The organism is Delftia sp. RIT313, assembly GCF_000632165.1.
GTDB classification, from domain to species: Bacteria; Pseudomonadota; Gammaproteobacteria; order Burkholderiales; family Burkholderiaceae_C; genus Comamonas; species Comamonas acidovorans.
On sequence record NZ_JFYT01000002.1, the window covers coordinates 1 to 13,238 of the forward strand.

A 13,238-nucleotide genomic window follows, 5' to 3' on the forward strand; every position below is an offset into this window, starting at 1 on the left:
CCCCTCGGCCCTGCCTCGGACCCCCATCGGACGACCGGGTACCCCTGGCCCGGCCGGCCCACCCTCGGGCGGGCTCACCCTTCCCGATATCCAGCCCAAGCACGCCGCACCCCGCGCGCTCGCTCAGCCTTCGACTTCTCTTCATGACAGTCGGCGCAAATGGGTTGCTCGTTGTCTTTGGTATCGGTCCCACCCTCTTCCAATGGGATCTCATGGTCCCGCTGGGTCGCAAGGGTCACGATGCCCTTGCGGTAACAGGGCCGGCACAGCGGCTCACGCTCGAACAGTTCTTTGCGCAGCTGCTGGAGCTTGCGGCCCGTCACGCGCTTGGCGGCTGTGGGCTTCTTTGCCCAGGACTGTTTGGGATGCTTTGGACACCGGCCCGTGCCATCACGGACCAGCACGCCACAGCCCGGATGCGAGCACGGACGCGGGGCAGCTGAGGGCACGGCGATGTCTCCTGTGAAGCCAAAAGAAAAGCCCCGCCGGGTCTGCACCGGGCGGGGCTGGCATGTGTCCAGTGGTTGGGGTCACTGAGCACTAGCTTGCCGCAAATGTAGCCCAACTCTCTATGTTGTAAAACTCCCCGCGCGCCGCATGTACTCACGGCCACGCGCCAGTGCCTCGCGCTCTTCCTTGATGCGTTGCTGTTCCTGCAGCCATCGGTCGATGAACTGGTCTGCCTGGCCAAGCTGAGCATGGACAGTGCTCTGCCCCTTGCCCAAGGTGCGGGCGATGCTCGACACTCCCAGGTCTTGCAGGTAGTAGGCATAGACCGTGTCATAAAGATGAGCCTTCGCCTGCTCCATTGCCTGCACAGCCTGGTCTGTCTCCTCTGCTTCCTGCTCGACGTGCGGAATCTGGCTGCCGTTGTAGCTGTTGCGTCCCCAGACATCCACCGCCAGCACGTTGACCGTGTGATACCCCAGGCTGTTGCTGTCGAGCCTGGATCTCCACAGTGCCCAGTTCTCCAGCCGCTGCCTGATTCGCTCAATGCGCGCCATGTGCATTCCCTTCCGGCTCACGCATGAACCCAGCGAAGCCAACGCCCAGGAGCACCGCAGCAGCCTGCAGCTGTGCCACTGTGCGGGTGCCGCTGCCGACCAATGGCGCCAGGACATCCATGGGCCAGGGCGTGCCGAGCACCTTGCCGCCCTCCATCGCATAGAACCACCCCGGCTCGCCGCGCAAGGATCGGCGTATGCACTGGTCCACATAATCCCTGCCCCACTGGACACGCTTCTGGTCCACCCAATCCGCTGTCTCAGGCATCCGGTCTCTCAAGCTGGCTGGTTTGTTCATCCCCAACTCCCCAACAGATCAACGGCATGGACGACGGGTGGACGAGGGGAGGACGGCGCAAACCCGCGCCAATTCTCAATCTGTCCATCTGTCCATCCCGACCACAGAAAAAAATAAAAGACGGCCCGCACGCGAGCGCGCAGACACGCGCCCGCCTGTCCGCACACACGCCCATGTGCACACGTCTGCACGCGGCGGTGGACGGGTGGACGGATCGCCGATTCACCCATGAAAATCAAGCACTTACGCCGTCCACCCCGGGGCGGACGAACGGTGGACGGCAGGACGGCGGTGGCGACAGGACCGGCGGCGCGGATGCAGACGCATCCACCCAGCCGGGGCGTGACCAGCCCGCAAGGCATCCCGCTGTGCTCCACAGCGTTGAAATCAGATCGGGAGGTCATCACCCTCCCCCGGAGCGTCATAGGGCCACTGAGGGGCTTCCTGTGCAGCAGGAGCGGCCGCCAGCACCGGCGTGACTGCATCCTTGGGCTGCCGGAGAAAGCCGCGCTTGCGCAGGCCGGTGCTTTCCCTGTGCACCTTGAAGCCCAGCGACTTCATGGCATTGCTGATCCGCGTGTCCATCTGGCCCGCGTTGTCCACCCTGTCGGGCTTTATCTGCAGCACCTGATAAAGCTCAGTGCGCGGGAAGAACTGGCGCCGCAACGGCGCGGGATCGTTGACGTGCAGGCCATCGTTGCCGTTGACATAGGCATCCAACAGGTCTTCCCAGGGATCGGACCGCTTGAAAGGTTCTTGCTCAGGAAAGATCAGGGTCTTTTCCTCGTCCCTGTCCGGCCAATAGCGCTCCCCGGCAGTAAGCCGATGCAGCGCCTCGGCCAGCAGTTGGCCGCGCATCTCGATCAATGCGTCCGCGTTGACCTGGTGCACCTCCAGTGGCCAAAAGCGGCGATCACCCGTGGCATCACGCAGGAACGTGTCGGCATTCGTGGTGCCCACGTTGACGAAATGGCGCTTGGACTTGACCATCTGCGCGCCATACGGCGGGCGGAACCAGTCCTCTTGTGCTGAGAGGTATTGCTTGATCGCCGTGGACTCGGCCTTGTTCAGAGACTCCAGCTCGGCCGACTCCACGATCCAGGCCATCTGCTGGGCCAGCTGGCTGTCCTTGTCGCCCACACGGATCGCGTTGTCCGTGAAATACGGGTAGGCCAGTGCACGCCAGGCCGATGACTTTTTGAGGCCCTGATCTCCCTTAAGGATCAGCATGTAGTCGAACTTGCAGCCCGGGTTGATGGCGCGGTTGACCAGGCCCATCATGAAACACTTGCCGATGAGGCGCGTATAGGGCCGCTCCTCGATGCCGTACACCTTGGTAAGCCAGTGCTCAAGCCGCTGCTCACCGTCCCATGTCTCGGAACGGATCAGATCCTCAATCGGGTTGTACTTGTCCTGCAGGGCAGCCATGACAGCACCGTCCCGCAGCGTGCCCTTGGAGTTGATGTTGAGCGAGTGCGACTGCAGCAGATACTCGCCCAGCATCATGTCGTCCTCTTCATCCCAGGCGCCCGCCTCCCGTCCCCATGGCGCCTCGCGGCTGCGGTCTACGGCCATCGTGAAGGTGTTGTATCGGGCCAGGCCCGCCAGGGCTGGGTCCAGCTGAAGGCAATACATCACGTTGGGACGGCAGTCCATGTACGAGTTTTTGCCCCACACCAACTTGTCATAGAGCGCCGTCAACTCGCCGTCATGGCTCGGCTTGCGCTTGCCCTTCTTGGGCTTGTCGGCATCGCCGCCGTCCCCAGCAGCAGCCTCAGCAGCGCCCGGCGCAACAGCATCCCCCCCAGCGGGAGCACGCTCGTTCGCGCGATTTGGTTTTGGGGGCTGGAGCACGATGCCCAGCACGCCAGCGAGCCACTTCAAGGCCTCGGCCGGCTTGGCCGTCCCAGGACCCCACTCCATCACAAGATCAATGGGCGAGCGGCGGCCTCCGCGCGCATCGCCCATATCCGCCACACCCCAATCCATGATTCCATCGTCCATGCCATCGGCATGGATGGAGATGTCTTCTTGAAGGTCTCGGCCCAGCGCTTTTGATGTGATGCGATAGCCCTTCGGGCTCCTTTGCTCACGCCCTCCAAACAGGGCCGGCACCCAGACGTGCAAGGCACGCATCGCCTGCTCGTTGACATGAGCAAAATCATTGCGGCCCTCACCGACCCCTGCGGCCTGCTGCGCTGGCCGGGAAGGCGGGGGAGATGCAGGCGCCTGCCGCTTTTCCTTCGCCTCTTGAATCGTGGCGTGCATGCGTCGGATCGCCGATTCATCGGCCTGCGACACCTCCACGGGCGTGCCCGCCACATGCCTGCCCGTGACCGTGAAATACTGCCGCTCACAAAACATCTCCACGCCGATGTCATTGCTCTTGGCCGTCTGGGTATGCCCCTGCAGGTACAGATGCACGCCGGTACCGCTGGGTGATATTTCCGTGAACGTGTGGAAGGCCGCAATGATCTTTTTGCAGCGCTCAGACATCTCCCCGGTGGCAGGGTCCACATGCGTGTCCAGGTCGATGCCAATAAGCCCATCGCCCGGCAGGAAGCCGAAGCCGATCCCACTCCACGCATCCGCATGCCCCTGCTTGCGCTCGAAGGCCAAACGCACCACCGGCAGTGTTGCAAGCCGCTGGCGGTCCCTGTCGCTGCCCTGATCGCCGGAGCGACGGCCTCCGCCCACGTAGTACGGCACCTTGAGCCACGCCGAGCGACGGGCATCCCATTCAAACTTCCACAGCACCCATTGCTGACGCTGCGCAAGCTCAGCGGGAATGCTGTCCCACACCGGGACCGGGGCGGCGGGCAATGCTGGCTTTTCGTCAGACATAGCGGCCTCCACGCACCCACGAAAACATCACATCGGCGTCCCCAACACCGACGACATGCAACGAACCCATCAGAGAACTACCCCCAAAGTTGAATGGCCTGTGCCAGGCCGAAAGCCGCATCGTTCGCGGCGGTTTTTGAAATTGGTTGTGGCAGGCCATACTCGGCTGCTGGCCTGTTGCGCCCTGGCACCTTGCGCTCCCCGCAAATGACCAGGCGGCCATAGCGCTTCATGTTGGCCACCGTGGTGCGGGCCGCAGATACCGCGACACCAGCGACAGCAGCCGCCGCTGAAATCTCGCTGAGCGTTGGACCGCGCTCGGGCGTCCAAAGGCTCTCCACCACATGCAGCAGCGTGGTGCTCACTTCGCCTGCAGGCCTCATGTGAAGTCCTCCGACCTGCCAGCAGCACGGCGCGCATTGCGGCGCAGTCGAAACACCAGCTCGATAATTTCCATGCAGCCCGCTTCCAGCTCATCGCACTCAGTGCTGTCGATCTGGTTGTCTTCCGTCACGCGGGAGCAGATCCCGGCGAGCAAACCGTTTTTTGCTGTGATCTGCATGACCTTCTGCCTGATGGCCGAGGCCTCGCAGGCCCAGCCACCTTCTGGCGGTGGCGGCAGGTACGCCGCAGCCATCGAGAACCGCGCGTTGAAAGACTGGAGCCAGCGCCTGGCATCCGGCCTGCCCATGTCAATCAGCCACTCGCTCAGCAACTCAAGCATTTCTGTGCTCAGCGACTCTCCGTCAGCACCACGCAGCCGGCGGCGCAGGTCTTCCGGGTGAATGGCCTTCTCGCGCCGGTCCGTGAGAAACGCGGCCGCAGCAGTAACACCGCCAGGCGCCTCGCGTACAGCGTTGTAGAAGATGTCGCGCCAATCGGCGCTGGAGTAGCGGCGAGTCATTGGGGCTCCCCTTGAACGCTGGAAATTTCAGGATGGCGCCCGCCCCTGCCATGGCTACGATGGAGGCTTCCACACACACCATCGAAGACACACAGGAGTACGGATATGGATGAACAGATTTCCCCAGATAGGCTGCAAGGCCAGCTCATCGCCTACACCGTGCTGCTAGAAGCAGTGCTGCGCACGCTCCCAGCGCAATCACTGAAATCGATCCGAAGCGATTTCCAGACGAACGGCTCCGAGGTGGAAGGCCATTTGCTAAACACCCCAGGCACTGAGGCGATGCTTGATGCGTATCGCTCGACTGTTGAGAGCACTCAGGAATTGCTGACAAAGATTCATCAGCAGGCAATTTTTCGAGACAGCGCAGCTGGGCGGCTGTAGACAGCCCTTGCCGATACAAATTCGTGTAGTACTTCCGTCGCGCCGAAGTGTCTTGGTCCATAGCAAACCTCCTGCGAGAGAAAAAAAGCCCCACTCCAGCCAGCAACGCAAACCGCACACGCCTTCCCGCGCATGCAGCACCAAGTTGGGGAAGGAGACGAATCCCGGGCGGCGTTGCCGGGAGGCTGGAGGGGGAGAAAAGGCTATGCACTGGTGTCTCCCGCCGTATGAGCGCCACGGCGCAACAGAACGTCCCAGCGCACACACGGCCTCAACTGTTCACAGAGAACCCCAGTGCCCTCCTCGATGAGAGGGCAGTACTCAGCTGGGACTCCGTTCCCAGAGTCCAGCCAATACGACACATGCCCCTGCTTCTTGCCGAGGAGACGAGCAAGCGCGGCTTGGCCACCGGCCTTCTTGATGGCAGCAAGCAGCGCGTCGTGAGGATTCAAAGCAGTTTGTTGGTTCATAACAAGCTGCTTTGTATCTTACTACAAAGAATTTTGCAACCAACAAAACAAAGAAATTTGTAGCATCAGTCCATGCCCGAACAGAATCCACAACTTGCCGAACGCATCCGCATAGCCATGGAACGTGCTAACACGCCCAGCCAGAGCGAGCTAGCACGTGTGGTGGGCGTGAAGCCGCAGGCAATTCAGTATTTGCTGGACCCTAAGAACAATGCGACTGGCAGCAAACACTTGGTGAAGATCGCAGAAGCACTGAAAGTGAGTGCTGTATGGCTTGCGACGGGCCAGGGGGAGCCGACGGATGTATCTGCTCCCTCGAACATTGAACCCGGTCCCGATGTCCGACATGGTGCTCTCTACCCGCTCATCACCTGGGTGCAGGCTGGCGCGTGGAATGGAAACTGCGAAGCATTCACCCCTTATCAAGCGGAACACTGGTACATGAGTCCGCACAACCTCGGCCCGCGAGGCTATGTGTTGCGCGTTAGAGGCGATTCCATGACGAATCGTCAAGGGCGCTACTCATTTCCCGAGGGGATGCTGCTGTTCGTCAATCCTGACAAAGACCCCACTCCCGGTCAGTTCGTGATCGCGCGAAGGGAAGCCGACAACGAAGCAACCTTCAAGCGCTACACGGTCATCGATGGCAAACCCTACCTGGAAGCCATCAATCCTGACTGGCCGCACAAGTACCTGGAAATGAAACCCGGGGACACGTTCAGCGGGATAGTTGTGGATGCATCTTTCGGAACGCTTCCTTAATCTACAAATTGCCTTGTTGACACAAATAACAAATTGATTTGTAATTCGCCTGCCTGAGCTATCGCTCAGGCGGGCGCAGTGGCCTGCATCGCCGCGCGCCCTCCACCGCATAGGAGGCCCGGCATGCAATGCAGCAGTACAGCAGACAGTGCACACGTCTGCACCCTCTCTCTAGCCGTAGACACGACGCCGCTTCAGCGGCACATCCAGCAGTCTGAGCGCCTGCTCTGGCCCCATCGACTCGCCGCCATGTGCGACGCCGCCAATGCGCGGCTGCAGCAAGGCATCCTGCAGGCCGCCAGTGCGGCATACATCGCCCTCGATATCCCGCCACCGGACAGCCACGTCATCGACGTGCTGATGTCCATCCCTGGCCTGGCCGGCGTTGAGCTGACCGACGCCGCAAGGGGTGAGTGATGGCCCTCTACACCGTCACATGCGGCCGGACTCGCCACACGATCCGCGCCACGGGCGCAGCGGATGCCATAGCCCGCGCCATGGTCCTCTTCGGGCACGGACATCCCATCAGCGCAAGGGCAGCACGATGAGCCGCCCGCCCATCCAGATGGAAGGCCCATACCTGCCGCGCCGCGTCCGCCGCACCGTGCTGCGCTGGCTGGTCCTGGCTATGTTCGGCGCCCTCGTTGCCATCAAGTTCGGGAGCGCGCCATGGCTTTGATCTTGATCACCGGCACCCTGGTGCAAGACGCCGAGGTGCGCACGCTGCCACAGGGCGTGGACAGCACCCCGATGCCCGTCCTGTGCCTGTTGATCGACAGCGACGGTCCCGGCCAATTGCCTGTCAAAGCCGAGCAGGTCTACCCGCCAGCAGCCCGCGCGCAGGCCCAGCAGCGCGCCAAGTCATTCAAGCGCGGCATGCGTGTATCCATCACCGCGCCCGTCCACCAGATCCGCCACACCCTGGGCCACTGCAGCGACATCCAGCCCCTGCATGAGCCCGCCCCCATCCAACCCCAAATGCAACTTCTGGAGGCCGCTCATGGCTAAAGCAATCGTCATCGAAATCAAGCATGTCGGCCCTGGCGCTGTCCAAGTCGAATCGGATCTGCGCACGCCCCGCGTTGGCGCCCCTCTCGCGCCCCAGGAATCCGCAGCACTGGAAATGATCCAGCACATCCAGCGGCAACCGGCCTGCCGACGCGTGATCTATGACAGCCCGCGCGTCGATCCCGACACAGCCGCCTGCGTTGCCCTGGTGCGCGATCTGCTGGACCCGGAGGAGTTCGGCCACAGCGTCACAGCCGAAGTGCGCAACGCGGCGCGCCGCGCCTGCGGCATCAAGGGCCAGCAGGAAGGACTTGCAGCATGACCAGCACACACGACACCCAGACCGCCGCCATGCCCACCCCTGGCGCAGGCGCCCTGATGCTGCATGTGCCCGTCATGAGCATTGCACGAAGCCTGCGCAACCCGCGCAAGCACTTCGACCAAGCGAAGCTACAGGAGCTGGCCGACTCAATCAAAGCCACGGGAGGCGCGCTGCAGCCGATCCTGCTGCGCCCCCTGCCCGAGTCGCGCATTGGCGATGAGCAGCAAATTGCGAAGGCCGAGAAGCGCGAGCGCGCGCAGTACGAACTGGTGGCAGGGGAACGCCGTTGGCGCGCCAGCCAGCTCGCAGGCGTGGCCGAAATCCCCGCAATGATCCGCCCGATGTCGGACGCTGACGCCCTGCGCGCGGCCGTCATTGAGAACCTGCAGCGTACCGATATCACGAAGCTCGAAGAAGCCGAAGGCTACAGGGAACTGCTGGACCTTGGAGAAACCACGGCTGAGAAAATCGCAGAGGACGTGGGCAAGAGCCGCACCTACGTTTTCAACGTCATGAAGATCCTCGACCTGTGCGAAGAGGTCCGCGAGGTGCTGCGCAAAGGGGACATTGACTTCAGCCGCGCGCAGTTGCTGGCACGCATCCCCAGTGCACAACTTCAAATCAAAGCACTCAAAGACATCACCCGCACCGACTGGCAAGGGGAGAAGCCCAGCTACCGCGCGTGCGAGGATCTTGTGCAAAACGAGTACATGGTGCGCCTGGACCGGGCCAAGTTCACGATCACAGACGCCAGCCTGGTGCCTTCCGCTGGCAGTTGTGCGGACTGCAGCAAGCGCACCGGCGCCGATGCCGAACTGAAGAAAGAAATGGGCAGTGCAGACATCTGCACTGACAAGCCGTGCTATGACGCCAAGTCGGAAGCGCACACGGCCCGCATCGTGCAGGAGGCCAAGGACAAAGGGCATACCGTCATCGTTGGCAAGGAAGCTGCAGAGCTTCAGGCCCAGGGCTACAACGAGAAGCTGCTCGGCTATCGCCGTCTGGACGCCATCGAGGACAGCCCAGGCGACCACCCGCTGCGAAAAATCATTGGCGACCAGATGAAGGCCGAGGGCATCCAGCCGGTCAAGATCGAGAGCCCGCGCCGCAAGGGCGAGCTTGTTGACGCCCTGCCGAATGAGACGGTGCTGCGCCTGCTGAAGATCGTGGACGGCCAAGCAAAGGCGTCCGAGAAAGTGGCCAAGGAAGCGCGGCAGTTCTCCGAGTCTAAGAAGGCCCAGGCCGAAGCGAAGGCACAGGCCAAATTTGAACAGGCATGGCGCGATGCCCTGCTGGATCGCTCTTGGAACACCCTCAATGCCGAACAGCCTCCCGCCTTCACCATGGACGTGCATCGCTATATCGCCCTGCGGTCCGTCAAGAGCCTCGGAACTGATGACGCACAGGCCATCGCCGATGTGCTCGGCATCGAGCGCGTGGGCGCCCATTCCGCGCTGATCGAGTACGCCAAGGAAACCGTCAGCCCCGACTTCCTGCAGCTCCTGTGCATCATGCAGGGAGACAGCCGCGCCACGCATAACCCCTACAACGGCACGCCGAATGAGGGCCTGATGCTGGTCGCCGGCGCCGTGCTGCAGGAACGCCTGCAGGCAGTGATTGAAGAGGTCAAATTGGCTGCTGCCGACAAGCATCTGCCGAAGATTGCCCCCGTCAAACCTGCCGCCCCAAAGGCGGATCTACCCCTAATCCCCGCTGCGCGCGCTGGCGAGAGTCGCGCGAAGGGCAAAGCCAAAAAATCCCCCGCTGCGCGTGCGAGCGCCGAGCCGAAGACGACTGCCGCCGAAGCCTCGGCCGCTATCGCGGCCGCGCTCCAAGACCAAGACCAAGACCAAGAATCAGGCGCGGCCGCAGCCGCGCAAGGCAACGAGGGGGCGCCTGTCGCTGACGCGCAGGCACCCATTCAAGGTGCGGCTGCAGCCGCACAGGGCGACGATGCAGGCCCAGTCGCAGCTGACGCTGCGCAGGGCCTGCCGCCCTCCCCTGCGGCCACTGATGTTGACCAGGCCATGACCCCTGACGCGCAGCAGTCTGCGCCCGCGCAGACTGCCACCGCTGACGATGGCCAGGACAGTGCGCACGCCGGCACCGGGGCAGCAGATCAAGCAGCCACCAGCCAGGCGCCCACGTTCGCGGCCGGTGACTTGGTGCGCATCAAAGTCGGCCTCAAAGGCCCAACGGGGAGGTTCCGCAAAGAGTGCGGCCGCGTGGGCGTGGTGCGGCCTGGCCATCTGTCGCTGATCGTGGAATTCGGCGCCGGCGTGGGCCAGCGCGCAGGCTTCGAGCCCGAAGAGCTGGAGCCCTACACCGCAGACCCTATCGTGCACAAGCGTGTGCGTGTGCTCAATCTGGAGAGCGCTTACCGCTGGCAGGAAGGCACCGTCACAGCATGCACAGCAGACGGCTGGCAAGTGGAGTTCTCGGGCAAGCCTGGCACCGTGGCCAAGGCTGCAATTTTCGATACCAAGGAACTGGAGAGCCTGGCATGAACGGACGCCGTAAACCATTCCGCAGCCGTTGGGCAGGCCGACCCGACACATTTGCCGTGATCAATCACCACGGCACCAAGCTGACGAGCAAAGAGATCGCCTCCATCATCGACCCGGTGCGCGAGTGCTTCGCCCAGATCCGCGCCGGCACAGCCACTGAGGTGCACGCCACTGTCATGCACAGCACTATCCAGGTGGCCCAAGAGGTAGAGCGCGGGGATATCGTCCACGGCCTGGCCGAACATTTCGACAGCGCCCAGGCAGCATGCGAAGCCTACTTTGCACGCTGCCGAGCCGGCGGCGCTTGGCATCCAAGCGCAGTGCACTTCTACGAGCTGGACGCACTCACAACAGCGATTGACCTGCATGAATTCCAGTTGCAGCAACTCACGGCCCATGAGATCCAAGAAGTCACGCGCAAGCTAATCGCGCGTACAGAGAGCAGCGGGGGTGAGATGCTCAAAGCTGATAGCAACTTGGTCACGACCAGGCCGTACCGCAAGAGTCGAGAGGAGGCACCCGCATGATCGGCAAACAACCCACTGGCGCCATTGAGGGCGTGCAAATCAGCGCGGTGAGTCATGAGGGACTGAGCGTCAGTATCAACGGAAAACCAGGGCGCTTGGCCATCATCACCGATGATGGCCAAGTAATCGCCTCAGGCAAGGATGTGGCTCGCGAGGCCCAGGCAGTGGCCGTAAACTCTTACCGCAACTTTCTGCAGGGCAAAGGTTTCCTTCGCATCCTGAGCAACCCCATCAAAGCTGGCAATGCTGGTGCAGTCGAGGAAGCATGACACTCCCTTTTACATAAAAAGCGCGTAGAACTTGCTCTACGGGCTTTTTCTAGATATCTTGCCGTCCAACAAAGTGGGGCGTATCAGGCAACGTCATGCTGGCAAGGTAGCTCTGTACTTCCCGTTGTATATCCGCCGGAGTTTCCTCGCGCTGCTTGCATTTCAATGCCCAAGCCCGGCCTGGATGTAGGGTATCCCATTTGGGACTCAGGCCGTTGTAGCGGCCATTGCCGGGATCATGGTTGCCAAAACCTTCAAGAAAAAGGTTCCATAGGGGCGAAAACTTGGTGATCATCAGCGACTCGCCCAAGGGAATCCAGATCTCATCCACGACCAAATATCGGCAGGTGAAGTCGTTAATGTCCAGTGTATCGGTGGACAAAATGGAATCCGCATGCTCTTGCAGACGCCCAAACAGTGCTTTGGACTTAGTGGGGTCTGGCATCACCTTACCCTTGCGAGCCCCTTGTGGCACGGCCTTGCCAACATAGATCGGGATTACAGGATTTCCTTTGTTCGCCTGATTTGGCTTCGAGATGGCCCCATAGGAAACGTAATCACCGTGATAGTAGATTGCATAGATACCGGTGCCAAAGAAGGTCTCGAGTTTACCCAAGGAATGTACTGGCTGGCTCACCAGTGCCTCGGCCACGCTGGCGCCTAGGTTCTTCTTGTCAAGTGGATTGAAAGGGATGATCTCGGCTGACTTCATGCGGCCACCCTCGCGCTGCCCATAGTGGCCCGCAGTTGATTGAGTTCAGCGCGGATCAGTGCCTCACCGACGGACGAGGCCACGAGGCGCCCCAATGCCACCGGTACTGCATTGCCCAATTGGCGCATGGTTTCCGTCCATGAACCGTGGAATACATAGCCATCCGGAAAGGTCTGTATGCGAGCCGTCTCGCGCGCGGAGAAGTAGCGTACGCTGCCATCGGGCAGCACCATCATGTTCTCGCCACCTGGCACGCCATGGTCGCCTGCCTTGATGGTCTTGGCTGGTTGATCCAGTGGACTGCCAGTGTGACCAGGATAGACCTTGGCGCCATCTTGAAACTTATGGTCGCGTATGCCGGCCGCAGCACGCGTGCGCGGATCAGGCAGATCGGCGATGGCATCGCGCACAGTACGCCAAGGCAAAGTGGTTGGTGGCTTGGCGGCCAATGCTTGAATGCGCTTGGCCATCTTCGTGGGGGGCTGAGGGCGGTCACGCTTGGCTACCTTGTGACGGTCCCAATACTCACCAGTCACCCACTGGGCATGCAGCAGGGCCGCCTCGCTATGAGTGGCATCCGGAAAGTGCCAGTCAATCGCTAGGTCGGATCGGGTTCCCACGATGAACACACGTTCGCGCTTTTGTGGGATACCGTAGTCTGCAGCGTTCACAAGCGTGGCCGTCACGTTGTAGGTCAGATCGTGCATGCGGCCCGAGGTCTTTTCCGTTTGCAGACGCATCAGGTGGTCAAACCAGCTTTCATGATTTCGTCGCGGAGCTTCTGGGAACTCCAGCTGCAACTTGATGTATTCGTAGTAGTTCGCGAAGCTTGAACGCGTGAGCCCTTTCACGTTTTCCACGATGAAGGTTTTTGGGCGAAGCTTACGCACCACGTTGACAGTAGCCGGGAACATGTCGCGCTTGTCATCATGCGCCTGGTGCTTGCCTCCCATTGAAAAGGGTTGACAAGGTGGTCCACCGGCCAACAGCTCAATATTTTGGGGGATCGCGGACCAGTCCATGTCGCGCACATCGCCTTCATGCAACGGCCAGCCATCCACCAGAGGATAGCCACGTCGCTGGTTCTCCCGCACGGTGTCGCAGGCCCATTTGTCCCACTCCACCACGGCCAGCGATTTGAAGCCGGCCAAGCTTACGCCCATGGCCAGCCCCCCCGCACCCGCGAATAGCTCGACTGCTCGCATCATTTCGTTCCTTTGTTCTCGT

17 protein-coding genes are annotated in these 13,238 nt (G+C 61.6%); 8 read left to right on the forward strand and 9 right to left on the reverse strand.

Going from position 1 to position 13,238, the window contains the following annotated elements; all coding sequences use genetic code 11:
- Positions 1-74: 74 nt before the first annotated feature.
- From BW39_RS32210 to BW39_RS01835, 6 genes are all read right to left on the reverse strand, one after another.
- Positions 75-497 (reverse strand): HNH endonuclease, encoded by a 423-nt coding sequence (locus tag BW39_RS32210; protein ID WP_326923857.1) that lies wholly within the window; start codon positions 495-497, stop codon positions 75-77.
- A 72-nt stretch (positions 498-569) separates the two neighbouring features.
- Positions 570-1,004 (reverse strand): hypothetical protein, encoded by a 435-nt coding sequence (locus BW39_RS01825; RefSeq protein ID WP_043819329.1) that lies wholly within the window; start codon positions 1,002-1,004, stop codon positions 570-572.
- Entirely contained in the window at positions 991-1,302 is a 312-nt protein-coding gene (locus BW39_RS30800; protein WP_152547177.1) for a hypothetical protein, read from the reverse strand. Before BW39_RS30800 ends, BW39_RS01825 begins: the two co-directional genes overlap by 14 nt.
- A 387-nt stretch (positions 1,303-1,689) precedes the next feature.
- Positions 1,690-4,146, reverse strand: coding sequence for a VapE domain-containing protein (locus BW39_RS29710; protein ID WP_081816109.1), 2,457 nt, complete (start codon positions 4,144-4,146; stop codon positions 1,690-1,692).
- A gap of 77 nt (positions 4,147-4,223) precedes the next feature.
- Positions 4,224-4,511, reverse strand: coding sequence for a hypothetical protein (locus BW39_RS29975; RefSeq protein WP_235264139.1), 288 nt, complete (start codon positions 4,509-4,511; stop codon positions 4,224-4,226).
- Between the two features lie 14 nt (positions 4,512-4,525).
- Positions 4,526-5,050, reverse strand: coding sequence for a hypothetical protein (locus BW39_RS01835; RefSeq protein ID WP_043819330.1), 525 nt, complete (start codon positions 5,048-5,050; stop codon positions 4,526-4,528).
- Between the two features lie 105 nt (positions 5,051-5,155).
- Between BW39_RS01835 and BW39_RS01840 the strand changes: the two genes are divergently transcribed.
- Positions 5,156-5,434: a hypothetical protein gene (locus BW39_RS01840; RefSeq protein ID WP_043819333.1), complete on the forward strand. Its 279-nt coding sequence runs from the start codon at positions 5,156-5,158 to the stop codon at positions 5,432-5,434.
- A 203-nt stretch (positions 5,435-5,637) separates the two neighbouring features.
- Here BW39_RS01840 and BW39_RS32255 read toward each other — a convergent pair whose 3' ends face one another.
- Positions 5,638-5,904 (reverse strand): YdaS family helix-turn-helix protein, encoded by a 267-nt coding sequence (locus BW39_RS32255; protein WP_081816110.1) that lies wholly within the window; start codon positions 5,902-5,904, stop codon positions 5,638-5,640.
- Positions 5,905-5,976: 72 nt separating this feature from the next.
- Here BW39_RS32255 and BW39_RS31825 point away from each other — a divergent pair, with 72 nt between their 5' ends.
- The 7 genes from BW39_RS31825 (at position 5,977) to BW39_RS01870 (ending at position 11,299) form a co-directional block, all read left to right on the forward strand.
- Positions 5,977-6,666, forward strand: coding sequence for a LexA family protein (locus BW39_RS31825; protein WP_235264140.1), 690 nt, complete (start codon positions 5,977-5,979; stop codon positions 6,664-6,666).
- A gap of 249 nt (positions 6,667-6,915) precedes the next feature.
- Entirely contained in the window at positions 6,916-7,083 is a 168-nt protein-coding gene (locus BW39_RS31465) for a hypothetical protein (RefSeq protein ID WP_161786974.1), read from the forward strand.
- Positions 7,084-7,335: 252 nt separating this feature from the next.
- Positions 7,336-7,674 carry a hypothetical protein gene (locus tag BW39_RS01850; protein WP_052155259.1) on the forward strand — a complete coding sequence of 113 codons (339 nt, stop codon included), beginning with the start codon at positions 7,336-7,338 and terminating at the stop codon, positions 7,672-7,674.
- On the forward strand, positions 7,667-7,996 hold the full coding sequence (locus BW39_RS30805; RefSeq protein WP_046237877.1) for a hypothetical protein: 330 nt from the start codon (positions 7,667-7,669) through the stop codon (positions 7,994-7,996). The genes BW39_RS01850 and BW39_RS30805 overlap by 8 nt, the downstream gene beginning before the upstream one ends.
- Positions 7,993-10,503 (forward strand): ParB/RepB/Spo0J family partition protein, encoded by a 2,511-nt coding sequence (locus tag BW39_RS01860; protein WP_043819338.1) that lies wholly within the window; start codon positions 7,993-7,995, stop codon positions 10,501-10,503. The genes BW39_RS30805 and BW39_RS01860 overlap by 4 nt, the downstream gene beginning before the upstream one ends.
- The gene (locus BW39_RS01865) at positions 10,500-11,030 is read left to right on the forward strand and encodes a hypothetical protein (RefSeq protein ID WP_043819341.1); all 531 of its coding nucleotides are present in this window, start codon (positions 10,500-10,502) and stop codon (positions 11,028-11,030) included. Before BW39_RS01860 ends, BW39_RS01865 begins: the two co-directional genes overlap by 4 nt.
- Positions 11,027-11,299, forward strand: a complete 273-nt coding sequence (locus tag BW39_RS01870) for a hypothetical protein (protein WP_043819344.1) — start codon at positions 11,027-11,029, stop codon at positions 11,297-11,299. Before BW39_RS01865 ends, BW39_RS01870 begins: the two co-directional genes overlap by 4 nt.
- A 49-nt stretch (positions 11,300-11,348) precedes the next feature.
- On the opposite strand, the gene BW39_RS01875 is transcribed toward BW39_RS01870, so the two are convergent.
- Both BW39_RS01875 and BW39_RS01880 read right to left on the reverse strand, forming a co-directional pair.
- Positions 11,349-12,011, reverse strand: a complete 663-nt coding sequence (locus BW39_RS01875) for an Eco29kI family restriction endonuclease (protein WP_043819346.1) — start codon at positions 12,009-12,011, stop codon at positions 11,349-11,351.
- The gene (locus tag BW39_RS01880) at positions 12,008-13,219 is read right to left on the reverse strand and encodes a DNA cytosine methyltransferase (protein WP_268749018.1); all 1,212 of its coding nucleotides are present in this window, start codon (positions 13,217-13,219) and stop codon (positions 12,008-12,010) included. Before BW39_RS01880 ends, BW39_RS01875 begins: the two co-directional genes overlap by 4 nt.
- Between the last annotated feature and the right edge of the window lie 19 nt (positions 13,220-13,238).

Excerpts from the sequence above, each read along its gene's own strand:
- BW39_RS01870 (WP_043819344.1), top strand. The coding sequence starts at position 11,027 with ATGATCGGCAAACAACCCACTGGCGCCATTGAGGGCGTGCAAATCAGC.
- BW39_RS01835 (WP_043819330.1), bottom strand. The coding sequence starts at position 5,050 with ATGACTCGCCGCTACTCCAGCGCCGATTGGCGCGACATCTTCTACAAC.
- BW39_RS30805 (WP_046237877.1), top strand. The coding sequence starts at position 7,667 with ATGGCTAAAGCAATCGTCATCGAAATCAAGCATGTCGGCCCTGGCGCT.
- BW39_RS01860 (WP_043819338.1), top strand. The coding sequence starts at position 7,993 with ATGACCAGCACACACGACACCCAGACCGCCGCCATGCCCACCCCTGGC.
- BW39_RS01850 (WP_052155259.1), top strand. The coding sequence starts at position 7,336 with ATGGCTTTGATCTTGATCACCGGCACCCTGGTGCAAGACGCCGAGGTG.
- BW39_RS30800 (WP_152547177.1), bottom strand. The coding sequence starts at position 1,302 with ATGAACAAACCAGCCAGCTTGAGAGACCGGATGCCTGAGACAGCGGAT.
- BW39_RS32255 (WP_081816110.1), bottom strand. The coding sequence starts at position 5,904 with ATGAACCAACAAACTGCTTTGAATCCTCACGACGCGCTGCTTGCTGCC.
- BW39_RS31465 (WP_161786974.1), top strand. The coding sequence starts at position 6,916 with ATGTGCGACGCCGCCAATGCGCGGCTGCAGCAAGGCATCCTGCAGGCC.
- BW39_RS01825 (WP_043819329.1), bottom strand. The coding sequence starts at position 1,004 with ATGGCGCGCATTGAGCGAATCAGGCAGCGGCTGGAGAACTGGGCACTG.
- BW39_RS01840 (WP_043819333.1), top strand. The coding sequence starts at position 5,156 with ATGGATGAACAGATTTCCCCAGATAGGCTGCAAGGCCAGCTCATCGCC.
- BW39_RS29710 (WP_081816109.1), bottom strand. The coding sequence starts at position 4,146 with ATGTCTGACGAAAAGCCAGCATTGCCCGCCGCCCCGGTCCCGGTGTGG.
- BW39_RS01865 (WP_043819341.1), top strand. The coding sequence starts at position 10,500 with ATGAACGGACGCCGTAAACCATTCCGCAGCCGTTGGGCAGGCCGACCC.
- BW39_RS31825 (WP_235264140.1), top strand. The coding sequence starts at position 5,977 with ATGCCCGAACAGAATCCACAACTTGCCGAACGCATCCGCATAGCCATG.
- BW39_RS01880 (WP_268749018.1), bottom strand. The coding sequence starts at position 13,219 with ATGATGCGAGCAGTCGAGCTATTCGCGGGTGCGGGGGGGCTGGCCATG.
- BW39_RS01875 (WP_043819346.1), bottom strand. The coding sequence starts at position 12,011 with ATGAAGTCAGCCGAGATCATCCCTTTCAATCCACTTGACAAGAAGAAC.